Source organism: Marivibrio sp. (assembly GCF_040218065.1).
Taxonomy (GTDB): domain Bacteria; phylum Pseudomonadota; class Alphaproteobacteria; order UBA8366; family Aestuariispiraceae; genus Marivibrio.
Genome location: NZ_JAVJQE010000007.1, coordinates 60,342 through 85,318, shown reverse-complemented (window position 1 = coordinate 85,318; position 24,977 = coordinate 60,342). Strand labels below are relative to the sequence as shown.

At 69.3% G+C, this 24,977-nt stretch carries 21 protein-coding genes; 14 read left to right on the top strand and 7 right to left on the bottom strand.

Annotated elements, in window-relative coordinates; translation table 11 throughout:
• Positions 1 to 13: 13 nt before the first annotated feature.
• The 4 genes from RIB45_RS05535 (at position 14) to thpR (ending at position 3,706) form a co-directional block, all read left to right on the top strand.
• Entirely contained in the window at positions 14 to 769 is a 756-nt protein-coding gene (locus tag RIB45_RS05535) for an arylesterase (protein ID WP_350049235.1), read from the top strand.
• Positions 766 to 1,914, top strand: coding sequence for an FIST signal transduction protein (locus RIB45_RS05530; RefSeq protein ID WP_350049234.1), 1,149 nt, complete (start codon positions 766 to 768; stop codon positions 1,912 to 1,914). The genes RIB45_RS05535 and RIB45_RS05530 overlap by 4 nt, the downstream gene beginning before the upstream one ends.
• Positions 1,915 to 1,970: 56 nt before the next feature.
• Positions 1,971 to 3,026, top strand: coding sequence for an NADP(H)-dependent aldo-keto reductase (locus RIB45_RS05525; protein WP_350049233.1), 1,056 nt, complete (start codon positions 1,971 to 1,973; stop codon positions 3,024 to 3,026).
• 113 nt (positions 3,027 to 3,139) lie between these two features.
• Complete coding sequence (gene thpR, locus RIB45_RS05520; protein ID WP_350049232.1) at positions 3,140 to 3,706, top strand: RNA 2',3'-cyclic phosphodiesterase; 567 nt, start codon at positions 3,140 to 3,142, stop codon at positions 3,704 to 3,706.
• Position 3,707: 1 nt separating this feature from the next.
• On the opposite strand, the gene RIB45_RS05515 is transcribed toward thpR, so the two are convergent.
• The 6 genes from RIB45_RS05515 to rpmH all read right to left on the bottom strand — a co-directional run bounded on the left by RIB45_RS05515 (position 3,708) and on the right by rpmH (position 8,788).
• A complete protein-coding gene (locus RIB45_RS05515) occupies positions 3,708 to 4,667 on the bottom strand; it encodes a DMT family transporter (RefSeq protein WP_350049231.1) in 960 nt (319 codons plus the stop codon).
• A 34-nt stretch (positions 4,668 to 4,701) separates the two neighbouring features.
• Positions 4,702 to 5,610 carry an acetylglutamate kinase gene (gene argB / locus RIB45_RS05510; protein ID WP_350049230.1) on the bottom strand — a complete coding sequence of 303 codons (909 nt, stop codon included), beginning with the start codon at positions 5,608 to 5,610 and terminating at the stop codon, positions 4,702 to 4,704.
• A gap of 97 nt (positions 5,611 to 5,707) precedes the next feature.
• Complete coding sequence (gene yihA / locus RIB45_RS05505; protein WP_350049229.1) at positions 5,708 to 6,385, bottom strand: ribosome biogenesis GTP-binding protein YihA/YsxC; 678 nt, start codon at positions 6,383 to 6,385, stop codon at positions 5,708 to 5,710.
• A gap of 5 nt (positions 6,386 to 6,390) precedes the next feature.
• A complete protein-coding gene (yidC, locus tag RIB45_RS05500) occupies positions 6,391 to 8,184 on the bottom strand; it encodes a membrane protein insertase YidC (protein WP_350049228.1) in 1,794 nt (597 codons plus the stop codon).
• The gene (gene rnpA / locus RIB45_RS05495) at positions 8,171 to 8,638 is read right to left on the bottom strand and encodes a ribonuclease P protein component (protein WP_350049227.1); all 468 of its coding nucleotides are present in this window, start codon (positions 8,636 to 8,638) and stop codon (positions 8,171 to 8,173) included. Before rnpA ends, yidC begins: the two co-directional genes overlap by 14 nt.
• Before the next feature lie 15 nt (positions 8,639 to 8,653).
• Positions 8,654 to 8,788 carry a 50S ribosomal protein L34 gene (gene rpmH, locus RIB45_RS05490; protein WP_210682604.1) on the bottom strand — a complete coding sequence of 45 codons (135 nt, stop codon included), beginning with the start codon at positions 8,786 to 8,788 and terminating at the stop codon, positions 8,654 to 8,656.
• 211 nt (positions 8,789 to 8,999) lie between these two features.
• Between rpmH and RIB45_RS05485 the strand changes: the two genes are divergently transcribed.
• The 10 genes from RIB45_RS05485 (at position 9,000) to RIB45_RS05440 (ending at position 21,992) form a co-directional block, all read left to right on the top strand.
• A complete protein-coding gene (locus RIB45_RS05485) occupies positions 9,000 to 9,779 on the top strand; it encodes a TVP38/TMEM64 family protein (protein ID WP_350049226.1) in 780 nt (259 codons plus the stop codon).
• A 95-nt stretch (positions 9,780 to 9,874) separates the two neighbouring features.
• The gene (locus RIB45_RS05480; protein WP_350049225.1) at positions 9,875 to 11,254 is read left to right on the top strand and encodes a sensor histidine kinase; all 1,380 of its coding nucleotides are present in this window, start codon (positions 9,875 to 9,877) and stop codon (positions 11,252 to 11,254) included.
• Between the two features lie 61 nt (positions 11,255 to 11,315).
• On the top strand, positions 11,316 to 12,806 hold the full coding sequence (locus RIB45_RS05475) for a M81 family metallopeptidase (protein ID WP_350049224.1): 1,491 nt from the start codon (positions 11,316 to 11,318) through the stop codon (positions 12,804 to 12,806).
• Entirely contained in the window at positions 12,803 to 13,762 is a 960-nt protein-coding gene (locus RIB45_RS05470) for a P1 family peptidase (RefSeq protein WP_350049223.1), read from the top strand. The genes RIB45_RS05475 and RIB45_RS05470 overlap by 4 nt, the downstream gene beginning before the upstream one ends.
• Before the next feature lie 73 nt (positions 13,763 to 13,835).
• Positions 13,836 to 15,335, top strand: a complete 1,500-nt coding sequence (locus RIB45_RS05465; RefSeq protein ID WP_350049222.1) for an ABC transporter substrate-binding protein — start codon at positions 13,836 to 13,838, stop codon at positions 15,333 to 15,335.
• 53 nt (positions 15,336 to 15,388) lie between these two features.
• Positions 15,389 to 16,354 carry an ABC transporter permease gene (locus tag RIB45_RS05460; protein ID WP_350049221.1) on the top strand — a complete coding sequence of 322 codons (966 nt, stop codon included), beginning with the start codon at positions 15,389 to 15,391 and terminating at the stop codon, positions 16,352 to 16,354.
• Positions 16,351 to 17,205 (top strand): ABC transporter permease, encoded by an 855-nt coding sequence (locus RIB45_RS05455; protein ID WP_350049220.1) that lies wholly within the window; start codon positions 16,351 to 16,353, stop codon positions 17,203 to 17,205. Before RIB45_RS05460 ends, RIB45_RS05455 begins: the two co-directional genes overlap by 4 nt.
• 163 nt (positions 17,206 to 17,368) lie before the next feature.
• Positions 17,369 to 19,078, top strand: a complete 1,710-nt coding sequence (gene boxC / locus RIB45_RS05450; RefSeq protein WP_350049219.1) for a 2,3-epoxybenzoyl-CoA dihydrolase — start codon at positions 17,369 to 17,371, stop codon at positions 19,076 to 19,078.
• A 5-nt stretch (positions 19,079 to 19,083) separates the two neighbouring features.
• Positions 19,084 to 20,508 carry a benzoyl-CoA 2,3-epoxidase subunit BoxB gene (boxB, locus tag RIB45_RS05445; RefSeq protein WP_350049218.1) on the top strand — a complete coding sequence of 475 codons (1,425 nt, stop codon included), beginning with the start codon at positions 19,084 to 19,086 and terminating at the stop codon, positions 20,506 to 20,508.
• A gap of 203 nt (positions 20,509 to 20,711) precedes the next feature.
• Entirely contained in the window at positions 20,712 to 21,992 is a 1,281-nt protein-coding gene (locus tag RIB45_RS05440; protein WP_350049217.1) for an FAD-dependent oxidoreductase, read from the top strand.
• Here RIB45_RS05440 and RIB45_RS05435 read toward each other — a convergent pair.
• Positions 21,989 to 24,865 (bottom strand): ankyrin repeat domain-containing protein, encoded by a 2,877-nt coding sequence (locus tag RIB45_RS05435; protein ID WP_350049216.1) that lies wholly within the window; start codon positions 24,863 to 24,865, stop codon positions 21,989 to 21,991. The genes RIB45_RS05440 and RIB45_RS05435 overlap by 4 nt on opposite strands.
• Between the last annotated feature and the right edge of the window lie 112 nt (positions 24,866 to 24,977).

Sequence of the window (24,977 nt, the reverse complement as noted above, 5' to 3'; positions counted from 1 at the left end):
CGAGGAAGCGGGCATGGCGGGTCCTTCCAAGACGCAAAGAGAGACAGTCGAGGCCGTCGCCGCGGTGCGGCGCCGAACGCGATATGGCGCGCGCGCGGCGGTTTTCAACGCGATCGCGCTGGCGATCGGCGCGGCGGCGCTGATGCTGGCGGTCCTGATCGGCGCCGCCCGCGCCCAGGACGGCGACGAGCGACCGGTGATCCTGGCGCTGGGCGACAGCCTGACGGCCGGCTACGGGCTGTCGAAGGCGGAGAGCTTTCCGAGCGTTCTGGAAGACGCGCTCGCCGAGGCCGGCCGTCCGGCCGAGGTGATCAACGCCGGCGTCTCCGGCGACACCACGAAGGGCGGGCTGTCGCGGGTCGACTGGCTGCTGACCGAGGATCCCGACGTCGTGTTGCTTGAGCTCGGCTCGAACGACGGGCTGCGAGCGCTCGACCCGCAGCAGACCTATGAGAACCTCGCGGCGATCATCGAGAAGTCCCAGCAGGCGGGCGCGCACGTGCTGCTGGCCGGCATGCTGGCGCCGCCGAACCTCGGACGCGACTACGGGCGGGAGTTCAACGCCGTCTTCCCGCGTCTGGCGGATGAGTACGACGTCACCTTTTACCCCTTCTTCCTGGAAGGCGTCGCGGCGGAGCCGCAGCTGAACCAGTCGGACGGCATGCACCCCAACGCCGACGGGGTCGAGGTGATCGTCGACAACATCTTGCCGACCGTGATTGAAGCGCTGGATGCGGCGGCCGGGACGGGCGAGGGAGCTGCGGGATGAGCCGTGACGCGGAAAGCCACTCGGCGGCGCCCTTCCGCGCCGCTCACGGCGCGGGCGACAGCTGGCAGACGGCGGCGGGCGAGATCATCCGCCAGCTCGGCGCGCTGGATCAGAGCTATCGGCTCGGCGTCATCTACGTCACGCCGCCTTTCGCGCGGAACCTGCGCGAGATCGAAGTGCTGCTGCGTCAGGCGACGGGCGTGCCGCACTGGATCGGGTCGGTCGGCTACGGCGTGATCGCGACCGGCGTCGAAGTGGTTGAGGCGCCGGCGATCGCCGTCATGGTCTTGCCGATCCCGGAGGCCGCCTTTCGGGTTTTCGACGGCGTCGTCGACGAAACCGACGGGGTTACGCGCAGCCACGCGGATTGGCTGGGGGAAACGGCCGCGCCCTTGATCCTGGCGCACGCCGACACCGGCAACCGCATGGTCCCCGGCTTGATCCGCGACCTTGTGGAGGAGACCGACGGCTTCATGGTGGGCGGCCTGGCCTGCGCCAGCGGCGTCGGCGCGCAGCTGGCCGACGGTCCCACCGGCGGCGGGTTGAGCGGGGTGATGCTGGCTCCCGACCGCACGCCGCTGCAAACCGGCGTCAGCCAAGGCTGCACGCCGATCGGCGCGGTCCATACCGTGACCCAATCCGAAGGGCCGGTGTTGCTGGAGATCGACGACCGCCCGGCGCTGGAGGTCTTCAAGCGCGATTTGGGCGAACCGCTGGCCAGCCGGCTGGAGCAGGTGGCGGGCCGCATCTTCGCCGGTCTGCCGGTCCCCGGCGCGGACGACCGCGATTATCTGGTGCGGCCGATCACTGGGATCGACGTCGACCACGGCGCGCTGGCGATCACCCAGGGCGTCGAGCCGGGCGATCCGATCCTGTTCTGCCGGCGCGACAGCCGCGCGGCGGTTGAGGATATGCGCGCCATGCTGGCCGACCTGAAACGCCGCATCGGCGGACGGCCCGTGCGCGGCGCGCATTACGTCTCTTGCGCGGCGCGGGGCCCGCATCAGTTCCGCGAGCCGGAGCGCGAGCATCAGTTGATCCGTGAAGCCTTCGGGGACGCGCCGCTGGTCGGTTTCTTCGCCAACGGCGAAATATCCAACGATCGGCTGTACGGCTACACCGGCGTTCTCACGCTCTTCTTCTAAGCGCCGGACGGTCGATCCGAAGATTAATCCGCAAAGTGTGTAATGGGGGAGGTTCGATGCAGTACCGTCCGCTGGGCCGTACGGGTCAGCAGGTTAGCGTCATTTGTCTGGGCACGATGACGTGGGGCGAGCAGAACAGCGAGGCCGAGGGTCACGCCCAGATCGATCGCGCCGTCGAGCGCGGCGTCAATTTCATCGATACGGCGGAAATGTACGCCGTGCCGACGAAGGCCGAGACGCAAGGCCGCACCGAGGAGATCCTGGGAACCTGGCTCGCCGCCAACCGCGCCAAGCGCGAGGATCTGGTGATCGCGACCAAGGTCACCGGCCGCGCGCGGCGGCTGCCGTGGATTCGCCCGCATCTGCACGACGGGGAGACGCGCCTTGACCGCCAGTCGATCCTGGAGGCGGTCGACGCCAGTCTGAAGCGCCTGCAGACCGAGCGCATCGACCTCTACCAGCTGCATTGGCCGGAGCGGAAGACGAACTTCTTCGGCGCGATCAACTACGAGCACGATCCGCAGGACGACGCCATCGCGCTGGAAGAGACGATGGCGGTGATGAAGGAGCTGGTGGACGCCGGAAAGATCCGATGGGTCGGTCTCTCCAACGAGACGCCGTGGGGCATGATGCACTGCGCGCGGCTGGCGGAGCAGGCGGGGCTGCCGCGGCCTGTCTCGGTCCAGAATCCCTACAATCTGCTGATGCGCACCTACGAGGTGGGCTGCGCGGAGGTTTCGATCCGCGAGGAGATGGGTCTGCTGGCCTATTCCCCGCTGGCGATGGGGGTGTTGAGCGGCAAGTATCTCGACGGGGCCCGGCCGGCGGGCGCGCGCCTCACCCTCTACGGCGACGAATACAAGCGCTATATGAGCCCGCGCGCCCAGGCGGAGACGGCGAAATATGTCGACGTCGCGCGCCGGCACGGCCTCGACCCGGCGGTCATGGCCTGCGCCTTCGTCAATCGGCAGCCGTTCCTGACGGCGAACATCATCGGGGCGACCTCGCTGGAGCAGCTGGACACCCTGCTGGACTCCGCGGACGTCGATCTGTCACAAGAGGTGCTGGAAGAGATCGCCCGACTGTTTGCCGAAACCCCTATCGGCTATTGAAGAATCGGGTATCGTTAAGGCTGCGGGCGGCGGAGACTGCAGGGAAACCGCGGCGATATAAGCGCTTCGGCTCTCCGCCCCGCCGCCCCGCCGGCGAGGAAGGAGCGCGCCCCATGGTTCGTCTGTTCGTCGCGCTGCCCGTCTCCGACGCCGTCGCAGAGAGCCTGCGGGTGATCTGCAACGGCCTGCCGGGGGCGCGGTGGGTGCCGCCCGAGAATTTTCACGTCACCCTGCGCTTCATCGGCGAGATCGACCACGGTCTCGCCCACGACGTCCACGATTCGCTCGCGCGGATCGACGCGCCGGCGCTGGAGCTGGAGATCGACGGGCTCGACTGGTTCGGCAGCAAATGGAAGCCGTCCAGCCTCTACGCCCGCGTGAAAAAGACCGACCCGCTGGTCCATCTCCAGAAGAAGGTGGAATCGGCCGTCGTGCGCGCGGGCCTCAAGCCGGAAAGCCGCAAGTTCTGCCCGCATGTGACGTTGGCGCGCTGCAAGCACACGGCCGTGCCCGACGTCGAGCGCTACATCCGCGAGCGCAAGCTGGACGGGCCCGCGACGTGGGAGGCGGACTGTTTCACGCTCTATTCCAGCTTCCTCTCCTCCTCCGGCCCGATCTACGAGGCGGAGGCGGAATACCCTTTGCGCCTGATGGCGGAGCCGGCGGACGCCTGGGGCTGAATTAGCGCTTGGCGTCGCCCGTCTTCCGGACCGTCGTCTCGGGCGCCGCGATCGGGCGCTTGAAGCGCTCTGACATCCAGATGCCGGTGAGCACCAGCGCGAGCGCGACGGCGTGAAAGAAGGCGAAGTCCTCGGCCAGCACGATCACCGCGAAGAGCGAGGCGAAGACCGGCACCAGATTGGCGAAGACGCCGGCCCGTCCGGGCCCCAGGATGTCGACGCCCTGGATGAAGAAGATCTGCGCCAGGAAGGAGGGGAAGACCGTGACCAGCGCGATCACGATCCAGCCCGTGAGCGTCGGCCACTGGAACCAGCCCATCGCCGCCTCCGCCGCGGTGAAGGGGATCGAGACGACGAAGGCGGCCGCCGCCATCACCGCGAAGAGGCTGAGCGTCGGCACGTCCGGCCGGCGGCGCAGCCCGACCGCATAGGAGGCGTAGAGCAGGCAGGCGAGAATCATCAGAAAATCGCCGTTGCGGATCGCGAGCTGGGCCAGGCGCTCAAGCGAGCCGCCGCTGGCGACCACCACCACGCCGGTCGCCGTGATCAGCACGCCGACCAGCTGCAAGGGCGTGATCCGGTCGCGATAGACGGCGAAGGCGATCATCATCACGAAGATCGGGATCGCGCCCTGCAGGATGCCGATATTGATCGCGGTGGTGCTGTGGGCGGCGATGTAGAACAGCGCGTTGAAGCAGGTGAAGCCGGTCGCGCCCATTGCGGCCAGGAAGGGCAGGTGGGGCTTAAGCTTCGGCCAATCGCGCCGCACGCCCTTTTGCAGGAAGACCGCGATCAACAGGATGACGCCGAGCCAACGGGCGCTGACCAGAACCATCGGCGAGACCTCCCCGACGGCCAGCTTGCCCAGGACGGCGTTCATGCCCCAGCACGTCATGGTGCCGACCAAGAGGGCGTAGGCCTTCAAGGCCCCGCCCGAACTCAAGCCCGAAGCGCCCGACATGGCGATGACGGCTCCTGAAAACCGGGAAAAAGGATCAATCCGGCCGGATGATGGTGCCCGAGCCGTGTTCGGTGAAGAGCTCCAACAGGATCACATGGGCGACCCGCCCGTCCAGGATGACGGAGGCCTCGGCGCCGGCGCGCACCGCCTCGATGCAGGTCTGCACTTTGGGGATCATGCCGCCGGAGATGACGCCCTTCGCCTGCAGCGTTTCCGCTTCCGAGACGGTGAGCTCGCGGATCAGTTCGCCGTCCCGGTCCAGCACGCCCGGCACGTCGGTCAACAGCAAGAGGCGGCGCGCGCCCGCGCCGCCTGCGATCGCCCCGGCGGCCGTGTCGGCGTTGATGTTATAGGTCTCGCCCTCGGCGCCGATCCCGATCGGCGCGATCACCGGGATCACCTTGGTGTCCCGGAACGTCTCCAGGATCGTCGGATCGACGGCCGTCGGCTCGCCCACGAATCCCAGGTCCAGATGGCGCTCGATCCGGCTTTCCGGGTCCTTGACGGTGCGGGTCAGCTTCTTGGCCTGCAACAGCCCGCCGTCCTTGCCCGACAGGCCGACGGCGTAGCCGCCCGCCTGCTGCAAAGCGGCGACGATCTGTTTGTTGATGCGCCCCGACAGGACCATCTCGACGATGTCGACGGTTTCCTGGTCGGTCACGCGCAGCCCGTCGATGAACTCGCTTTCCTTGGCGAGGCGCGTCAGCATCTCGCCGATCTGCGGGCCGCCGCCGTGCACGACGATCGGATTGACGCCGACCTGCTTCAGCAGCGTCACGTCGCGCGCGAACAGTTGCGCCAATGACGCGTCGCCCATCGCGTGGCCGCCGTACTTGATGATCACGGTCTTGCCGGTGTAGCGGCGCATGAAGGGCAGGGCTTCGGTCAGGATGCCCGCCTGCGCCAGCCATTCCACCCGCCTGCGCGCCTTGTCCACGGTCATGGTCCGGGGTTTCCTCGAAGGCTGTTTATCTTTGCGTCGTTATCCACCCGACGCTGGTCTAGCCCAGACGCCCGGACTTTTCCAGCCGGGCGCGCCCTTACGCCGGCAGGGCCAGCGCGCCGAGCCGCGCGCGCAGGTCGGCGACGCCCCAGCCCTTCTCGGCGCTGGTGCGCATCGGGCGGGGCGCGGCGGCCGGGCGTTTGGCGATCGCCTCGCTGACCTTGCGGTCGATCGCCTCGAGCTCGGCGTTCTTCGGCTTGTCGCACTTGGTCAGCACGATCTGATAGGCGACGCCGGCCTGATCCATCAGCTCCATCAAGCCCTCGTCCGAGGCCTTCACGCCGTGGCGCGCGTCGATCAGCAGGCAGACGAGGCGCAGTTCCAGGCGTCCGCGCAAATAGTCGCGGATCAGTTCGGTCCAGCCCTCCACTGCGGTCTTCGGCGCCTTGGCGTAGCCGTAGCCCGGCATGTCGACGAGGCGCAGCCGCCCGTCCAGGTCGAAGAAGTTGATCTCGCGCGTGCGGCCCGGCGTGTTCGAGGTGCGCGCCAGCGTCTTGCGACCGGTCAGCGCGTTGATCAGGCTCGATTTGCCGACATTGGAGCGTCCGGCGAAGGCGACTTCCGGCGCGATCGGCTGGGGCAACTGCCGGACCGAAGTGCAGCCCAGCATGAACTGCGCCTCCTTGGCGAACAACAGCCGCCCCGTCTCGAGCGCGTCCGCGTCGGGGGAATAGGGGCCGGGGGCGGCGAAAGTCGGGCCGTCGGCGTCGCCCATCCCCGTCAGCTCTTCGCCTTGCCGCCGCCGATCGCGACGCCCATGCGGCGCATGATGACGTATTGTTGTGCGATCGACAGCGTGTTGTTCCACGCCCAGTAGATCACCAGGCCGGCCGGGAACTGCGCCAGCAGGAAGGTGAACATGATCGGCATCAGCATGAAGACCTTCGCCTGGATCGGGTCCGAAGGCGCCGGGTTCAGCTTCTGCTGCAGATACATCGACAGGCCCATGATCAGCGGCCACAGCCCGATGTTCACGAAGGCCAGCAGCCCGGGCACCTGCCAGTCGATCAGCCCGAAGGCGGTCAGGATTCCGAACGGATCCGGCGCCGACAGATCGTCGATCCAGAACAGGCCCGGCGCGTGGCGCATCTCGATGGTGACGAACAGCACCTTGTAGAGCGCGAAGAAGACCGGGATCTGAACCAGGATCGGCAGGCAGCCCGACAGCGGGTTCACCTTCTCCTTCTTGTAGAGCTCCATCAGCTCCTGGTTCATCTTCTGGCGGTCGTCGCCGAAACGCTCCTTCAACTCCTGCATTTTCGGCTGGAGGAGCTTCATCTTGCTCATCGACTTGTAGGATTTGTTCGCCAGCGGGAAGAAGACGATCTTGATGCCGAGCGTCAGCAGCAGGATCGCGACGCCGAAATTGCCGAACACGCCGTGCAGCCAGTGGATCGCCAGGAAGATCGGCTTGGTGAGGAAATAGAACCAGCCGAAATCGACCGCGAGGTCGAAATTGACGATGCCGAGCTCCTCGCTGTAGCGGTCGAGGAGCGTCGTCTCCTTCGCGCCGGCGAAGAGACGGCTTTGACGTTGCGCCGTCTCGCCCGGCGCGATCGATTGGCCGGGCGACAGGAAGTCCACCTGGTAGAGATCGGCGCCGCCGCGCTTGGAGGCCAGATAGCGCGCGCCGACCGGCAGCGACTGATCCGGCACCAGCGTGACCAGCCAGTACTTGTCGGTGATCCCCATCCAGCCGCCGGTGGTCTCGAAGGTCTCGCGCCGGTTGGGCGCGTCGCGCAGGTCGTCGTAGTCGATCTCTTCGAGACCGTCCTGCAGCACGCCGATCAGCCCCTCATGCAGGATGTAGAAGCCGAGCGTATCCGGCGTCCCCGTCCGGCTGATCAGCCCGTAGGGAGAGACGGAGACCGCCTCCTCGCCTTGGTTCGCCACGCGCTGGGTGACGGTGATCATGTAGTCTTCGTCGATCTCGACGATCTGCTCGAAGGTCAGCCCCTCGCCGTTCGACCAGCTAAGCGTTACCGGCTCCTCCGGCGTCAGGCGATTGCGATCGGCGGTCCAGACGCTCTCTCGGGTCGGCGTCTCGACGCCCTGCATCGGGGCCCAGCCGAACTCCGCGTAATAGGGCTGCGCGCCGCCGGCCGGATGCAGCAGGTCGATGCGCGGCGAGTCCGGGTCGACCGTCTCGCGGTAGTTCTTGAGGGTTAGGTCGTCGAAGCGCGCGCCGCGAAGATTGATGGAGCCGGCGACCGCCGGCGTTTCGATCGTCACCCGCGGGGCGGCGGCCAGCGCGTCGGCGCGGCTCACGCTCGGGTCGGCCCCGGGCAGCGCGCCTTGGCCGGGGACCTGGGCGCCGTCCGCGCTGGGGGCGGCGGTCCCGCCCGCGTTCGGCGCCTGGCCGCCTTGCTGGGCGGACGGCGCGACGCTCTGCGGATCGGATTGTTGGGCGCTCTGCTGTTGCAGCGCCGGGTCCGGGAAGACGAACTGCCAGCCGATCAGGATCGCGACCGACAGGACGATGGCGAGCCAGAGGTTGCGTTTATCCTGATCCATCGGGTCCTTCCCGGCTTGAGCGGTCAGGGGCGGCGGGCGCGTCGGCCCCGGTCGGCCGCCCCTCGGCCGCGGCGTGTGGCTCTCGCTCGCGCAGGCCGCCGACGCGCTTCAACGCCGACAGCATGTCCTTGCGCAACTTCTCGAAACTCCGCTCCGTCGTCGCCGCGCGCGCGATGACGACATAGTCGACCCCCGGACGCGCGTGCGCGCGCAAAACCTCGTCGGCCAGCGCGCGCAATCTGCGTTTCGCCCGGTTCCGCGTCACCGCCTTGCCGACCTTTCGACTGGCGGTGAAGCCAACCCGGAGAATGTCTTCGCCCGGCGCCGCGCGCGACAGCTCGCCTCGCTCGGCCTCGCTCCAGAGGCGGGCTTGCAGGACCAGCCCCGGCGCAGCCGCGCTGTTGCGTGCGCGCGTCGCCTTCAGGAAGTCCGCGCGCCGTTTGAGCCGCAGCACGCGCACGGGCGTCCGTTACGCGGAGAGGCGCTTGCGGCCCTTCGCGCGGCGGCGGTTGATCACCTGGCGGCCGGCCTTGGTGGCCATGCGCGCGCGGAACCCGTGGCGGCGCTTGCGAACCAGACGGCTCGGCTGAAAAGTGCGTTTCACGTCTCGTCTCCTGCGGGAAATGCCCCAAAAATCGCTGGCGGTGTATAGGGGCTGACGGCGCCCAAGTCAACGCGTCGCGGACGCGGGTTTTCCGGCTTGCTCGCGACGCTTTCACGCAGGCTTGATTGGCCCGTCGGCGCGGGCCGGCTTATCTCGCAATCGGTCGCGAAGTCGGCCAGGATGCGGGGCGCGAGACGAGGGCGGTCGCGATATGACGGAGATCAAGACGATGGACGAGCCCGAGCGGGCGCGAGAGAGCGGACCGGGCGCGAGCGGGCGCACGCCGTTTCAGTGGCGCCGCCTGTGGCCGATCGCGCTGCTGGCGGCGGGCCTCGTCGCGGCGAAAGCCTTCGGGTTGGACGCCTATCTCAGCTTCGAGCAGCTGCAGCAGAATCGCGCCGCGCTGCTTGATTGGGTGGAGCGCTGGGGCGCGCTCGCCGTGATCGTCTACGCGCTGGTTTATATCGCGGTCGTCGCCTTCTCGTTGCCCGGCGGGGCCGTGATGACGATCGCGGGCGGCTTCCTGTTCGGCCAGGCGCCGGGCGCCGCCTACGTCGTGGTCGCGGCGACGATCGGGGCGACGCTGGTCTTTCTCGCGGCCAAGACCTCGCTGGGCGATCAACTGGCGGGAAAGGCGGGTCCGTGGCTCGCGCGGATGCGCGCAGGCTTCAACGAGAACGCGCTGAGCTATATGCTCTTCCTGCGCCTAGTGCCGGTCGTCCCGTTCTTCGTCGCCAATCTGGCGCCGGCGTTCCTCGGCGTGCGGCTGCGCACCTACGTGATCGCCACGTTCGTCGGCATCATCCCAGGGACCTTCGTCTACGCCAGTTTCGGGGCCGGTCTGGGCGCGATCTTCGACCGGGGGGAGAGCTTCTCCGTCTCGGCGGTGCTGACGCCGGAAATCCTGACGGGCCTCGTCGGCCTCGGCGTGATCGCGCTGATCCCGGCCGCCTACAAGAAGATCAAGGGCAAGCGCCGGCTCGGCCCGTGACGCACGGGTGATGACCCGACGCCTCCGATCGGCGTAGACTGCGGCGTGCGCGTCCCGTCCAAGTTTTCGTTCGCCGAGGAAGACCCCCGCGCCCCATGCAGAAAAGCCTGTCCGCCCGGCTGCTGATCCTGACCATCGTCTTCGTGATGTTAGCGGAGGTGCTGATCTTTCTGCCGTCGGTCGCGCGCTACCGAACCACGTGGCTGGCCGAACGGCTGGGCGCGGCGCACGTGGCGATCCTCACATTGGAGGCGGCGCCGGACGCCATGGTCTCTGAGGAGTTGGAGCGCCAGTTGCTGGACTTCGTCGGCGCCGAAGCCATCGCGCTGCGCCGAGACGGGGCCAGGGTCGCGCTTTTGAACGACATGCCGCCGGCGGTGGACCGCAGCTACGAGCTGTCCCAGGAAGGGCCGGTCGACATGATCGGCCGCGCCTTGTCCGCCCTGGTGAGCGACGGCGAGGGCGTGATCCGCGTCGTCGGCCCGTCGCCCAAGGACCCGGCCGTGGATATTGAACTGGTGCTGACGGAGGGGCCGTTGTGCTCCGCCATCATCGGCTTCGCCGGCCGGATTTTGATGTTGAGCCTGGTGATCTCGATGGTCACCGCCGGCTTGGTCTTTCTGGTGCTGCGCTGGCAGTTCGTGCGCCCGATGCGCCGGCTCACCGGCCGGATGGTGCGATTTCGCGAAGCCCCCGACGACGCCAGCCGCATCGTCGAGCCGTCCGCCCGGCGCGACGAGCTGGGCGTGGCGGAGCGCGAACTGGCGGTGATGCAGCAGGCGCTGCACGACACGCTCACCCAGCGTCGGCATCTGGCCGCGCTCGGCGCGGCGGTCGCGAAGATCCAGCACGATCTGCGCGGCGTGCTGTCGACGGCTCTGGTCGTGTCCGACCGGCTGGAGAGTTCGGCCGACCCGGAGGTTCAGCGGGTGACGCCGACGCTCGTCGCCTCAATCGAGCGGGCGGTCAAGCTCGCCTCCGAGACGCTGCATTACGTCGGGCGCGACCAACCGTCCCGCCGACCCGAAACGGTTCGTCTGGCCGAGGCGGTCGAGGAAGCCGGCCAGGGTCTCGCCAACGGCGCGCTTCTGGACAATCGGACGGGCGCGGGCGTGCAAGTCTACGCCGACCGCGATCAGCTCTATCGCATGCTGAACAATTTGCTCCGCAACGCCGCCGAAGCGGGCGCGACGCGCATCACCGTCACGGCCCGTCCCGTCTCGGCGAGCGCTCCGGACGACGCGGCGACGGTCGCCCTCGACGTCGCGGACGACGGCCCGGGCCTGGCGCCGCGGGCGCAGGAAAAACTGTTCCAGCCGTTCGAAGGTTCGGCGCGGGCCGGCGGGACCGGTCTCGGCCTCGCCATCGCGCGGGAGCTCGCGCACAGCAACGGGGGGGATCTGACGCTGGTCGCCAGCGGCGCGGACGGCGCGCGCTTTCGCCTGATCCTTCCCGTTGAGGCGCGCAACGCTTGAGCGGCCTTCCCGCGCGGCTACACTGGCGGCCTGTCCGGCGATTGTGGAGACGGCCCCGTCCATGAAAATCCTCTGCGCGACCTTCAAGCACGAGACGAACACCTTCTCGCCCATCGTCACGGATCTGGCGCGGTTTCGCGCCTGGGGGCTGCATTTCGACGCGGATGCGCGCCGCGCCATGGAAGGCACTGCGATGCCGCAGGCGGCCTATATGAAGCTGGCGCAGGAGCGCGGGGCGGAGGTTGTCACTCCCGTCGCCGCCGAGGCGATGCCTGCCGGGCCCGTCACCGCCGACGCGTATGAGCGCCTCGCCGACGCGATTCTGGAGGCGGCGGAGGGTTGCGATGCGGCGCTGCTCGATCTGCACGGCGCGATGGTGAGCGAGAGCGCCGACGACGGCGAGGGCGAGCTGTTGCGCCGCCTGCGCGCGGCGCATCCTGATCTGCCGATCGCGGTGACGCTCGATCTGCACTGCAATCTGACACAGACGATGGTCGACAATTGCACGGCGCTGATCGGCTACAAGACCTATCCGCATATCGACATGTACGAGGTGGCGGAGCAGGTGGGCCGGATCGTCCTGGACGCGATGGAGGGGACGGTCGAGCCCGTCATGCGCTGGGCGCGCCCGCCGCTCTTGTCCCAGACGCTGCGCCAGGGCACCGACGACGCGCCGATGGCCGGCCTGATCGCCGAGGCGCGCCGGCTCGAGGGTGACGTCGGCATACTGGCGGCGACCGTCTTCGGCGGCTTTCCCTTGGCGGACATCGAAGACGCCGGAACCTCGGCGATCCTGGTCGCGGACGCCAAGACCGACGGCGCGGTCGAACGGGCGCAGGCCGGCGCCAACGCGCTGGCCGAGGCCGCCTGGGCGGCGCGCGCCGATTTCATTTATCAAGGCCGCCCGATCGGCGAGGCCGTCGCCGAGGCCTCGCGCCTCAATCACGGCCCGATCGTGCTGCTGGACCATGCGGACAATTGCGGCTCGGGGGCGACGCAGGACGTGATGACGGCGATCCAGGCGGTTGTGCGCGCCGGCCTCGACGACGTCGCCGTCGCAACCGTTTGGGACCCGCAGGCGGTCGCCGCTATGGGCGCGGCGGGCGTGGGCGCCGAGCTCACGCTCGACCTCGGCGGCAAGACCGACATGCCCTCGATCGGCCTGGAGGGTCGGCCGATGCGTACGACGGGGGTGGTGGAGGCGCTCAGCGACGGGCGCTTTCAGGTGGAGGGGCCGATGTACACCGGGATCACGGTGGACTGCGGCCCGTCGGCGCTGTTTCGGATCGGCGGGGTTCGGCTGATCGTCACCTCGCACCATCACGAGCCCTGGGATTTGGGGGTTTTCCGAATGATGGGCCTGGCGCCGGAGACGATCCGCTATCTGATGCTGAAGTCACGGATTCATTACCGCGCCGGCTTCGGCGATCTGGCGCGCCACACGCTGACTCTCGACGGGGAGGGGGTGACGACCTCCGACAACGCGCTGCTGCGGTTCGAGAAGGTCCGGCGGCCGATCTATCCCCTCGACCCTGACGCGGCCTTCCCATGAGCGCGCGCCCGGGTCCTCTGAATACGATCTGCGACGTCGCCGGCCTGAGCGTCGGGCACGCCGAGGACGAGCGCGCGGAGAGCGGCGTGACCGTCATTCTGCCGGATGAGCGCTGCGTCGCGGCGCTCGACGTTCGCGGCGGCGGCCCCGGCACGCGCGAGAGCGACGCGCTCGCCCCCGGCGCGCTGGTGGATCGGATCGACGCGTTGGTCCTGTCCGGCGGCTCGGCCTTTGGGTTGGCGGCGGCGGACGGCGTGATGAGCTGGCTTGCGCAGCGCGGGCGCGGGTTCGATACGGGCGCCGCTATCGTCCCCATCGTGCCGGCCGCGATCCTCTACGATCTGGCGAATGAGGGCGACAAGGACTGGGGCGGCGAGCCGCCCTATCGCGCCTTGGGGCTCGCAGCCTGCGAAGCCGCCGACCGCGATCTGCGGCAAGGCCGGGTGGGCGCCGGGCGCGGCGCGCGCGCCGGCGGAGAGCCCGGGGGCGTCGGCAGCGTTTCGATCATCGATCCGCAAACCGGCTTCACGGTCGGCGCGCTGGCGGCGGTCAACAGCTTCGGCTCGACCCGCATGGCGGACGGCTGCCCCTACGCCTGGGCCTTCGAGATAGACGACGAGTTCGGCGGTCTCAGACCAAGCGGCGCGACCGAGGAGCCCGCGCCCCGCTTCCCCAAGATGGAGATGGCGCGGACCAACACGACGCTGGCGGTGGCGGCGACGGACGCGCCGTTGGACCGGTCGGCCGCGCAGCGCTTCGCCGTGATGGCGCAGGACGGTTTGGCCCGCGCGATCCGGCCGGTGCACACGCCGTTCGACGGAGACAGCGTCTTTGCGCTGGCGACCGGCCGGCGGTCCGGCGTCGTCGACGCGCTGGTTCAGGCCCGACTCGGCGCGATTGCGGCCGACTGCATTGCGCGCGCCATTGCGCGCGCCGTTTACGAAGCCGCGCGCTAATTGCTAAGCTCCCTCCTTACAACAGCATAAACGGCGCGCGGATCGGCGCGCCGCCATCCGGGGGTAGACCGTCATGATGAACCGCTTGCGCGCCGGCCTGGCCGCCGCCCTTTGTCTGATCGTCCCGCTCGTCGCCGGTCAGGGAACCGCCTCGGCGCAGGGCGAGACGTCGGCCGTCATCGGCATGACGCTGGAGCCGCCGCACCTGGACCCGACCGCCGGCGCCGCGGCCGCGATCGACGAGGTGGTCTACGCCAACGTCTTCGAGGGGCTCACCCGGATCGACGCCGCCGGCGCGGTCCAGCCGGCGCTGGCGCGCAGTTGGGAGATCTCCGAGGACGGGACGACCTACACCTTCGCGCTGCGGCGCGGCGTCACGTTCCACGACGGGGCCGACTTCGACGCGCAGGACGTCATATTCACCTACGAACGCGCGATGGCGGAAGGCTCGGTCAACGCCCAGAAGCAGCTCTTTTCCGCGATCGAGTCTATGAGCGCGCCGGACGACCACACCCTGGTGATCGAGCTGACGCAGCCGCAGGGGCTGTTCTTGTGGAACATGGGCTGGGGCGATGCGGTGATCGTCGATCCGGCCACGGCCGAAACCAACAAGACCAATCCGATCGGCACCGGCCCCTTCGCCTTCGACGGCTGGACGCAGGGCGATAATGTGCGCCTGAAGCGCAACGACGCCTATTGGGGCGACGCCCCCGCGCTGGAACGCGCCACCTTCAAGTTCATCCCCGACGCGGCCGCGCAGGTGGCGGCGCTGTTGGCCGGCGACATCGACGCCTTTCCCAACATGGGCGCGCCGGAGACCGTCGGACAGTTCCAGGCCGACCCGCGATTCGACGTCTATGTCGGCACGACAGAGGGCGAGACCATCCTGTCGATCAACCACCGCCGCGCGCCCTGGTCCGACGTCCGGGTGCGCCGGGCGATCCAGCACGCCATCGACCGGCAAGCGTTGATCGATCTCGCCATGTTCGGCTTCGGCACGCCGATCGGCAGCCACTTCGCGCCGCACCATCCGGCCTATATCGATCTCACCGGGACGGCCCCTTACGACCCCGCCAAGGCTGCGGAGCTGATGGAGGCGGCGGGCGTCGAGACGCCGCTGAGGGCGGTGATGAAGCTGCCGCCGCCGACATACGCGCGGCGCGGGGGCGAGATCATCGCCGCGCAGTTGAAGGCCGTCGGCATCGAGCTGGAGCTGGTGCCGGTCGAATGGGGTCAGTGGCTGGCGGAGGTCTTCAAGGCGCCGCACGACTTCGATTTCACGATCGTCTCCCATACCGAGCCTTTGGATATCGGCATCTACGCCCGCGAGGATTATTACTTCGGCTATGAGAACCCCTCTTTCGTCGCCCACATGGCGGAGTTGGAGGTCGAGGCCGATCCCGTGCGGCGGGCCGAATTGCTGGTCGAGGCGCAGGAGATGATCGCCGACGATCAGGTCAACGGCTTCCTTTTCCAATTGGCCAAGGTCGGCGTGAAGAAGGCCGGGCTGGAGGGGCTGTGGCTGAACGCGCCGGTTCAGGCGAACGATCTGACCGCCGTGCGGTGGGAGTGACTGCGGGCCGGACGCCTGCGTCGCGTGCGATCCGGGAGGCGGAGGCCCCCTGAATGTTGGCCTACGCCGCCCATCGGCTGCTGCAGTTCGTCGGCACGCTGGTCGCCGCGTCGCTGATCGTCTTTCTGGCCTTGGAAGTCCTGCCGGGCGACGCGGCGCAGATCCTGCTGGGAACCGAGGCGAACGCGGAGACCCTTAAGGCCCTGCGCGAGCAGCTGGGTCTCGACCGGCCGGCGGTCGCGCGCTACGGCGGCTGGATCGGCGGCCTGCTGACCGGCGATCTGGGAACCAGCCACATCTACGGCGTGCCGATCGCCGACATGCTGGCCGAGCGCATCGCGCTCTCCGCGCCGCTGGCGCTGCTCGCCTTCGCGCTCTCGACCGTCTTGGCGCTGCCGCTCGGCGTGTTTGCGGCGACCCGGCGCGGGAGCGCCGGAGATTGGGCCGTGATCGGCTTCGCGCAAATCGGTCTCGCCGTGCCGAACTTCTGGTTCGGCATCCTGCTGATTCTGGTCTTCGCGGTGCAGTGGGGCCTGTTCAGCTCCGGCGGCTTTCCGGGCTGGGAGGCGGGGATCGGCCCGGCGATCAAGGCGCTCATCCTGCCCGCCGTCGCGCTGGCTCTGTCGGAGGCGGCGATCCTGGCGCGGGTCGCGCGCTCCGCCATGCTGGAGACGCTTGGCGAGGACTATATCCGCACCGCACGCGCCAAGGGTTTGAGCGAACGCCGCGTCCTGTTCGGCCACGCGCTCAGAAACGCCATGATCCCGGTCGCGACCATCATGGGGCTTCAATTCGCCTTCCTGGTGATGGGCGCGGTGATCGTCGAGAACGTCTTCTATCTGCCGGGACTCGGTCGGTTGCTGTTGCAGTCGATCTTCCAGCGCGATCTGGTCGTCGTGCGCGATCTGGTGCTGCTGCTCTCCGGCTTCGTCATTCTGGTCAATCTGCTGGTCGACCTCGCCTACGCCGCGATCGACCCGCGCCCGCGCACGGCCGCCGCCGGGGGAGACGCGCGATGAGCCCCACCGCCGAGCGCCTATGGGCGAGCCGCCGTCATCCCAGCTTCGTGATCGGCGGGGCGATCGCGGGGATGGTGCTGACGGCCGCGGCGCTCGCCGTGTTTTGGACGCCCTATCCGATCGACGGGGTGGACGCGCTGAACCGCCTGAAAGGACCCAGCCTCGCCCATCCGCTGGGAAACGATCATTTCGGACGCGACGTGCTCAGCCTGCTGATGGGCGGCGCGCTCACCTCCGTCACGGTGGGCGTGACGGCCGTCGGGCTGGGCCTCGGGATCGGCGCGCCGCTCGGGCTCGCCGCCGCGCTCAATCGCGGCGGGTTGATCGATTCCGCGATCGCTAGGGTGAGCGATCTTATCTTCGCCTTTCCCGCCGTGCTCTCGGCCGTGTTGATCACGGCCGTCTACGGGCCGGGCGCGGTCAACGCCGTGGTCGCGATCGGGATCTTCAACATCGCGATTTTCGCCCGCGTCGCGCGCGGGGCTGCGATCGGCGTGGCGGCGCGCCCGTTCGTCACCGCCGCCGCCGCCATCGGACGCTCGCGCCTCGGCGTCGCGCTGGTCCATGTCGCGCCCAACATCGCCGGCGTACTGATCGTCCAGGCGACGATCCAGTTCGCCGTCGCCATCCTGGCCGAAGCGGGGCTCAGCTATCTCGGCCTCGGCGTCCAGCCGCCGGAGCCGAGCTGGGGCAAGATGCTGGCCGACGCACAGACCTTCATGTTCACCCATCCGCTGCAGGCGGTCTTCCCCGGCGCGGCGATCATGCTCGCCGTGCTCGGCCTCAACCTGCTGGGCGACGGGCTGCGCGATGCGCTCGACCCGCGCCTCAAGCCCCTGCGCCTGGGGTGAGCCGGCGGCCGAACGCCCAAAACACGCACCATAATTCCTTGCGCGCCGGCGTATAGTGCACTATAGTGCATCCATCAGAAACGCGAATGAACCAAGCGACGCGCCGCGCCCTGCGGATCTCCGGGCGTTCAGGCCGCGTCGGCGTCAAGGGAAGGGACATCCGATGAGCGCAGAGGCCGCATCCGCCGAAACGCATGATAAAGCCGGCGGCGAACAGTATCCGAACATCGTCACCTACGACCGCGATCCGTCGCAGTACCGGCACTGGTCCTACGAGGTCGACGGCCAGATCGCGACGCTCAAACTGACGGTCGACGAGGACGGCGGCATCCGTCCGGGCTACAAGCTGAAGCTCAACTCCTACGACCTCGGCGTCGACATCGAGCTGAACGACGCGCTGAACCGCCTCCGCTTCGAGCATCCGACGGTCAAGACCGCGATCGTCACCTCCGGCCTGGACCGCATGTTCTGCGCCGGCGCCAACATTTACATGCTGGGACAGTCGACCCACGGCTGGAAGGTGAATTTCTGCAAGTTCACCAACGAGACCCGCAACGGCATGGAGGACAGCTCCAAGCATTCCGGCCTGAAGTTCATCGCCGCCTGCAACGGGGTTACCGCCGGCGGCGGCTACGAGCTGGCGCTCGCCTGCGACGAGATCTTTTTGATCGACGACCGCTCGAGCGCCGTCAGCCTGCCGGAGGTGCCGCTCTTGGGCGTGCTGCCGGGCACCGGCGGGCTCACCCGCGTCACCGACAAGCGCAAGGTGCGCCGCGATCTGGCCGACGTCTTCTGCACCTCGGAAGAGGGCGTGCGCGGCAAGAAGGCCAAGGAGTGGGGCCTGGTCGACGAGATCGCGCCCAAGCAGACGTTCGACGAGAAGGTGCGCGCCCGCGCCGAGGCGCTCGCCGCCGAGAGCGTGCGGCCGAGCGAGGCGGAGGGCGTGAAGCTGACCCCGGTCGAGCGCGAGATGCGCGAGGACGGTTACGGCTATCGCTTCGTCGACGTCCGTCTGGATGAGGCGACCCGCGTCGTCACGCTGACCCTGAAGGGTCCGGAAGACGCCCCGCCCGCCGACGGCGAGGCCGCCCGCGCCCAGGGCGTCTCCTTCTGGCCGCTGCAGGTCGCGCGCGAGCTCGAGGACGCGATCCTCATGCTGCGCACCAACAACGAGACCTTCGGCCTGTGGCGCCTCAAGACCGAGGGCGACGCCGACAAGGTGCTCGCCTATGACGATTTCCTCGACGCGCACGCCGACGGGCATTGGTTCGTGCGCGAGACGCTCGGCTATTGGCGGCGTACGCTGCAACGGGTCGACGTCACCTCGCGCTCGCTCTTCGCCATCATCGACGAGGGCAGCTGCTTCGCGGGGACGTTCGCCGAGCTCGCCTTCGCCGCAGACCGGAGCTACATGCTCGACCTGCCCGACGATCCCGACGCGGCGCCGGGGATCGTCTTGAGCGCGATGAACTTCGGCCGGCTGAACGGCGTCGACGACCGCACGCGCCTCGCCGCGCGGTTCTACGACGACGCGCAGAAGCTGGCCGCCCTGGAAGCCCGCAAGGGCGAGGTGATGAAGGCGGAGGCTGCCGAGGAGGCCGGGCTCGTCACCTTCATCCCCGACGATCTGGACTGGACGGACGAGATCCGCATCGCGACGGAAGAACGCGCGAGCCTCTCGCCCGACGCGCTGACCGGCATGGAGGCGAATCTTCGCTTCCCGACCAAGGAGACGATGCTGACGCGCGTCTTCGGCCGCCTCAGCGCCTGGCAGAACTGGATCTTCATTCGACCCAACGCGGTGGGGGAAAAAGGCGCGTTGAAACTGTTCGGCTCGGGCTCGAAGGCCGACTTCGACTGGAAAAGGGTGTAAGCGCTATGTCGATCAATTATCAGGAACGCATCCCCAACAACGTCAACCTCTCCACCGACCGGGCCTTGCAGCGCGCGCTGGAGCATTGGCAGCCGCACTTCATCAACTGGTGGACCGAGATGGGGCCTGAGGGCTTCCAGGCCTCCGACGTCTATCTGCGCACGGCCACCTCGGTCGACGCCAAGGGCTGGGCGACCTTCGGGCACGTCAAGATGCCGGACTATCGCTGGGGCATCTTCCTGGCCGACCAGGACAAGGACCGCACGATCGGCTTCGGCGATGAATTCGGCAAACCGGTCTGGCAGGACGTGCCGGGCGAACACCGCGCCGCGCTGCGCAACCTGATCGTCACGCAAGGCGACACCGAGCCCGCCTCGGTCGAGCAGCAGCGCTTGCTGGGTCAGACCTGCCCGTCGCTCTACGACCTGCGCAACCTGTTCCAGGTCAATGTCGAGGAAGGCCGTCACCTGTGGGCGATGGTTTATCTGCTGCACGCCCATTTCGGCCGCCAGGGCCGCGAGGAGGCCGAGGAGCTGCTGCACCGTCATTCCGGCGACAGCGACAACCCGCGCATCCTGGGCACCTTTAACGAGCCGATCGACGACTGGCTGTCGTTCTTCATGTTCACCTACTTCACCGACCGCGACGGCAAGTTCCAGCTGAAGTCGCTGGCCGAAAGCGCCTTCGATCCGCTGGCGCGCACCTGTCAGTTCATGCTGACCGAGGAGGCGCACCACATGTTCGTCGGCGAGACCGGGATCGGGCGCATCGTCAAGCGCGCGCTCGAGGTGATGAAGGAGATCAACAGCGACGACCCGGAGGCCGTGCGCAAGGCCGGCGCGATCGATCTGCCGCTGTTGCAGCGCTATGTGAACTTCTGGTTCTCCAGTTGCATGGATCTGTTCGGCTCGGAGAAGTCGTCAAACGCCGCCACCTATTTCGCCGCCGGCCTGAAGGGCCGCCCGGACGAGGCGAGCTTCGAAGACCACATCCTCGCCGACGCCGCCTACGACCTGACGGTGCCGGACGGCGCGGGCGGGATGACGATCGAAAGCGCGCCCGCGCGCAACGCCGTCAACGAGATGGTGCGTCAAGCCTATGTGAAGGACTGCGCGATCGGCGTCACGCGCTGGAACCGTCTGATCAAGAAGGCCGGCGTCGATTTCGAGATCAAGCTGCCCTCCACCCGCTTCCGCCGCGCCGTCGGCCCCTGGGCCGGCGTCCCGACCGATCCGGAAGGCAATCCGATCTCGGCCGAGGAGTTCGAGCGGATGAAGACCGCCTGGCTGCCGACCGAGGCCGACCGCGCCTACGTCAAGAGCCTGATGCAGCAGGTGATCGAGCCCGGCAAGATGGCCGGCTGGATCGCCCCGCCGGACCGCGGCATCGACTCGAAGCCGGTCGACTACGAGTATGTGAAGCTGCACTGAGGCGGCTCAATCCGCGCCCCCTCCCTCGCCCTTTATGGGGGAGGGTCGGGGTGGGGGTCGGAGCGCCGTCAGGCGCGCATCGATAAAATCTCGGCGCATGGCGCCGAGGCGATCTTCCGAGAAGAAGATCGCTCACCCCCATCCAACCTTCCCCCATCAAGGGGGAAGGCCTTCTTCTTCACACGTCGGCTCCGGAGAGCTCCATGCCTCACCTCAAGGTCGCCATCGTCGGCAGCGGCCCGGCCGGCTGCTATGTGGCCGAACGGCTGGGCAAGAAGGCCAAGGGCGCGGTCGAGGTCGACGTGTTCGACCGCCTGCCGACCCCGTTCGGTCTGGTGCGCGCGGGCGTTGCGCCCGACCATCAGACCACAAAGGCCGCCGCGCGGGTCATGGCCAAGGCGCTGGAGAAGCCGGAGGTCCGCTTCTTCGGCAATGTGGAGATCGGCCGGGAGCTGAGCCTCGACGACTTGCGCCAGGCCTATGACGCGGTGGTGCTTGCGGTCGGCGCGCCGAGCGATCGCGCGCTCGGCGTCGCGGGCGAAGATCTGCCGGGCGTCGTCGGCTCCGGCGCCTTCACGCGCTGGATCAACGACCACCCGGCCGCAGAAGACCGCGCGGCCGATCTGGCCGGCGTGCGCCACGCGGTGGTGATCGGCGCCGGCAACGTCGCGATCGACGCGGCCCGCCTGTTGGCGAAGACGGCCGCGGAGATCGAGAATTCCGACCTGAGCCCCGAGGTCGAAGCCGCCCTGCAGGCCGCGCCGTTGGAGACGATCAGCATCGTCGCCCGGCGCGGCGCGAAGGCGGTGAAGTTCACGCCGACCGAGCTGTTGGAGCTGGGCGAGCTCGCCGACGCGGCGGTCGAGATCGATCCAGCCCTGGTCGCGGGCGACAACGAGGGGGCAGAAAGCCCGCCGGGCTTCGCGGCGCTGCAGCAGCTGGCGTCCGGGCCGGTGAAGAGCGCGCGCAAACGGATCCGCTTCCTGTTCAATCTTCAGCCGGAGGAATGCGTCGCCGGCGACGACGGCCGCGTAGCCGCGATGCGCTTCACGCGGACCGATCTGGAGGGCGCGGGTGAAAACGTCGATCTGCCGGCGGATCTCGTCGTCTCCTGCATCGGATACCGTACCGATGCGCCGGAAGGCGTGGACGCCGACGGCGGGCGCCTCGCCAATGACGAAGGGCGCATCGACGCCGGCCTCTATGTCGTCGGTTGGGCCAAGCGCGGGCCGAGCGGGACGATCGGGCTCAACCGCGCCGAAGCGCACGGCGTCGCCGACAAGGTGCTCGAGGAAGTCGCTCCCGCCGACAGGCCGGGCCGCGGCGCGATCCTGGAGCGGCTGCAAGCCGCGGGCGCGCAGCCCGTCGATTGGGAAGGTTGGGGCCGGATCGACGCCGCCGAGACCGAGCGCGCCGGCGCGGGCCGCGTGCGGCGCAAATTCACCGCGCTGGACGATATGCTGGCCGCCGCGAAGGGCTCCTAGCTCGCCCGGAACGGATTGCCGATGACGATGCGGTAGAAGCCCCGCGCGTCGTCGATCCCCGCCAGCTTCAGATGCACGAAGACCGGCCGCGCGCGGTCGTGGTCCGGCCAATAGCCGAAATAGGCGCCCTGATTGATCTCAGGCCGCAGCGCGCGGAAGAACGAGCCGCCGTCGGGCGCGCGCCGGTTGGTGAAGCCGCCGTGATCGCTCGGCAGGCGGCTCTCGATCGCGCTCGCCACCTCCTCGAAGCGCCGTTTAGCGGCGGTCGGGTCGGTGAAGGGGCGGCTGTCGATCTGCAAGGCGACCAGCCGGTCGCCCGCGCGCCGGTCGAACTGCCCGACCACCACCGCCGCATCGTCCAGCCAGGGGTCCGTCTGCAGCTTGCACGCGGTGAAGTCGTCGCCGATGTCCTTGCAGACTTCCGTGCGCTGATCGAGGCTCGCCAGCGTGTCGGTCCAACTGAAGCCCAGCATCAGCGCGCGATAGCGCTCCTCCTGCGCGGCCAGCAGCAGCGTCTCCTGCAGGGCCGGTCGCCCGGCGCGCCGGGCGAAATCGGAGGCTACGCGCCCGTCCTCGGTCGCCGCGCCCGGATCGGCGCCGGCGGCAAGCAGCGTTTCCGCCAGATCGGCGCGTCCGCGCAGCGCCGCCCGCATCAGCGGGGTCAGCCCCTCATGCCGCGCATTCACGTCGACCCCGCGCTCGACGAGCCACGCCGCCGTTCCCGCGAGTTCGGGCCGATCGGCGTTGGCCACGGCGGCGTGCAGGGCGACGGGCGTGGGGGCCAGGCCGCGCTCGATCAACATATCGGCGATGCGACGGCGCCCCCGCAGCACGGCATGGTCGACCAACGCGCGTTCGCCCGCCCCGTAGCGGTCGTCCGCCACCGTGGTCAGCGCCGCCAACTGGGTGCGGCCCAACTGATCGGCGAGCCGCGCGACCTCGCCCGCCTCGCCGCGGTCGATGGCGGTGGCGATGCGCGCCGCCAGCGTATCGGGCGTAACCGGCTGCGAAGGCGGCGCCGACGGCGCGGCCGCGGACGCCGGCGGCGGGTCGGGCTTGATCCGCGGCATGACGGGAGGGGCGGGCGGCGGCGCAGCCTTCACCTCAAGGGCGGCCACCTCCACCGTCTCAAGCGGCGCGTCGGGGTCCTCCATGCTGGGCGCCCGGCCGTCGCGCGCCGCGTCGACTTGGGGCGCGGCCAACTGGGATGCGGCGGGCTGGGGTGCGACGGACTGGGGTGCGGCGGGCTGGGACGCGCCGGATTGACCGGGCGGTCGGGCGGCCGGCGCCGAGGGCGCCGGATCGCTCGCCGCCCCGATCGCCTCATCCAGCAGATCGTTGCCGACGATCGGCGGCGGGTCGACGACCGTCTCTTGCAGGCTGAGGGCGGCGACTTGCCCCAGCGGGGCGGCGACCGGGGCGGAAGGCGTCTCCGGCGCTTCGCCCGCGTCGGTCAGCGTCGGCGTCGTCGTCGGGGCCTGGAGCGGAGGGCGCGGACCGGCGGCTAGGCGCAACAGCGCTTCACGCTCGGCGCGAATCTGCTCGAGCCGGGCCAGCACGGGCGGATGGCCGGCCGCGATTTCCATCGGGCCGGCGTCGCAGTTCGGCTGGGGCGCCAGCGAGGCGCCGCGTTCGGCCAGCAGGCTCGCCGCGCGGGGCTTGCCGTTGGCCGCCGCCAACGCCAAGGGCGTGAGGCAGCCGTAGACGCCGCCCGCGAGGTCGACCGGCGCGCCCGCGTCCAGCATCCGGGCGAGCGCGAGCGCGCGACCCTCGGCGGCCGCTCGGTGCAGGACGGTGCGGCCGTCGGGTCCCGGCAGCGTCGGGTCGGCCCCGGCTTGCAGCAGCAGGGTCACCGTCTGCAGATTGCCGCTTCGCGCCGCGCGCAGCAGCAGCGGCGCTCCCTCCCGGTCGCGGCCGTTCGGGTCGGCGCCGGCGGACAGGCGCCGACTGACCGCGGCGAGGTCGCCGGCGGCGACCGCCTCCTCCAGGCTCGGTTGCGGGGCGAGGCGGGTGACGTCCATGATGGCGGCGGCGTAAAGTTGGGCCGCCTTTTCCGGCGCCGACGCCGCCAGCGTCAGGCCGAGTGCGACCGCCCCCGCGAAGACCCCGCTCAACAAGGCGAAACGCCGGCCCGGGCTTTCGGGGATCAGCCGCCGCGCGCCGCCGGCGCGACGCGGCGCGGCGTTCGGATCGTTGCGGCGCGGTCGACTTGCGCGCGCGCCGCCCGCGCGGCGATGGCCGAAAACCGCGGCGTCTTCCGCCTCCACCGCCAGGCCGCCGGACGCGCGCTCCGTCGCCGTCTCGCCCTCGTCGCGCTCTGCGCGCTCCTCTCGGGCCGCGGCGAGGGCGGCGTGCGCCTCGTCCGAGATGCGCCAGCCGCCGATGTCCCAACTGCCGTCCTCGAGGCGCCGCTCGGCGCCGCGGCCGGGCGTCGGCGGGCCGGGCTTGGCCGACGGGGCGCTCAGATTTGCGCCGGCCGGGTCGGTCAGCGGCAGCGCGTGCTGGCGCGCCGGATCGTCTGGGTCGTCGGCCTCCGGCCAGAGGAGCAACTGCGGCATCTCCTCCGGCGCGCTCTCCGCCTCGGCCTCGGCGTAAGGGCCGCGGCTTGCGAACTCGTCCTGGTTCGGCGCGAGGACGCGCCCGTCGCGAACGGTGACGATGTGGAGATAGTCGCTCGCCCCGGTGATCGGCGAAATCTCGGCCTGAATCAGGCGCAGTTCGTCATAGCGCCCGTCGCCGACGAGTTCGCCCAGCCGCGCGATCGCCCGCTGGCCGTCCTCGTCATGCTCCAGGTTCTGCCAATAGACGCCCGTCCGGCCCTGAATCCAGAAGACCCGGCCGACGGCGCCGCCGCTCTGTTCTCGCTCGGCCATAGGCTTTCGGTCCGTTCGGCCCCCCATCGGGGACCCCTCGGTCGTTTCCGATTGAAAATGCTATATACAGGGGAGGCGGCGATGCAATTGCGCATATTTCGTAGGGGGAGTG

Excerpts from the sequence above, each read along its gene's own strand:
- RIB45_RS05535 (WP_350049235.1), top strand. The coding sequence starts at position 14 with ATGGCGGGTCCTTCCAAGACGCAAAGAGAGACAGTCGAGGCCGTCGCC.
- RIB45_RS05530 (WP_350049234.1), top strand. The coding sequence starts at position 766 with ATGAGCCGTGACGCGGAAAGCCACTCGGCGGCGCCCTTCCGCGCCGCT.
- RIB45_RS05525 (WP_350049233.1), top strand. The coding sequence starts at position 1,971 with ATGCAGTACCGTCCGCTGGGCCGTACGGGTCAGCAGGTTAGCGTCATT.
- thpR (WP_350049232.1), top strand. The coding sequence starts at position 3,140 with ATGGTTCGTCTGTTCGTCGCGCTGCCCGTCTCCGACGCCGTCGCAGAG.
- RIB45_RS05515 (WP_350049231.1), bottom strand. The coding sequence starts at position 4,667 with ATGTCGGGCGCTTCGGGCTTGAGTTCGGGCGGGGCCTTGAAGGCCTAC.
- argB (WP_350049230.1), bottom strand. The coding sequence starts at position 5,610 with ATGACCGTGGACAAGGCGCGCAGGCGGGTGGAATGGCTGGCGCAGGCG.
- yihA (WP_350049229.1), bottom strand. The coding sequence starts at position 6,385 with ATGGGCGACGCCGACGGCCCGACTTTCGCCGCCCCCGGCCCCTATTCC.
- yidC (WP_350049228.1), bottom strand. The coding sequence starts at position 8,184 with ATGGATCAGGATAAACGCAACCTCTGGCTCGCCATCGTCCTGTCGGTC.
- RIB45_RS05485 (WP_350049226.1), top strand. The coding sequence starts at position 9,000 with ATGACGGAGATCAAGACGATGGACGAGCCCGAGCGGGCGCGAGAGAGC.
- RIB45_RS05480 (WP_350049225.1), top strand. The coding sequence starts at position 9,875 with ATGCAGAAAAGCCTGTCCGCCCGGCTGCTGATCCTGACCATCGTCTTC.
- RIB45_RS05475 (WP_350049224.1), top strand. The coding sequence starts at position 11,316 with ATGAAAATCCTCTGCGCGACCTTCAAGCACGAGACGAACACCTTCTCG.
- RIB45_RS05470 (WP_350049223.1), top strand. The coding sequence starts at position 12,803 with ATGAGCGCGCGCCCGGGTCCTCTGAATACGATCTGCGACGTCGCCGGC.
- RIB45_RS05465 (WP_350049222.1), top strand. The coding sequence starts at position 13,836 with ATGATGAACCGCTTGCGCGCCGGCCTGGCCGCCGCCCTTTGTCTGATC.
- RIB45_RS05460 (WP_350049221.1), top strand. The coding sequence starts at position 15,389 with ATGTTGGCCTACGCCGCCCATCGGCTGCTGCAGTTCGTCGGCACGCTG.
- RIB45_RS05455 (WP_350049220.1), top strand. The coding sequence starts at position 16,351 with ATGAGCCCCACCGCCGAGCGCCTATGGGCGAGCCGCCGTCATCCCAGC.
- boxC (WP_350049219.1), top strand. The coding sequence starts at position 17,369 with ATGAGCGCAGAGGCCGCATCCGCCGAAACGCATGATAAAGCCGGCGGC.
- boxB (WP_350049218.1), top strand. The coding sequence starts at position 19,084 with ATGTCGATCAATTATCAGGAACGCATCCCCAACAACGTCAACCTCTCC.
- RIB45_RS05440 (WP_350049217.1), top strand. The coding sequence starts at position 20,712 with ATGCCTCACCTCAAGGTCGCCATCGTCGGCAGCGGCCCGGCCGGCTGC.
- RIB45_RS05435 (WP_350049216.1), bottom strand. The coding sequence starts at position 24,865 with ATGGCCGAGCGAGAACAGAGCGGCGGCGCCGTCGGCCGGGTCTTCTGG.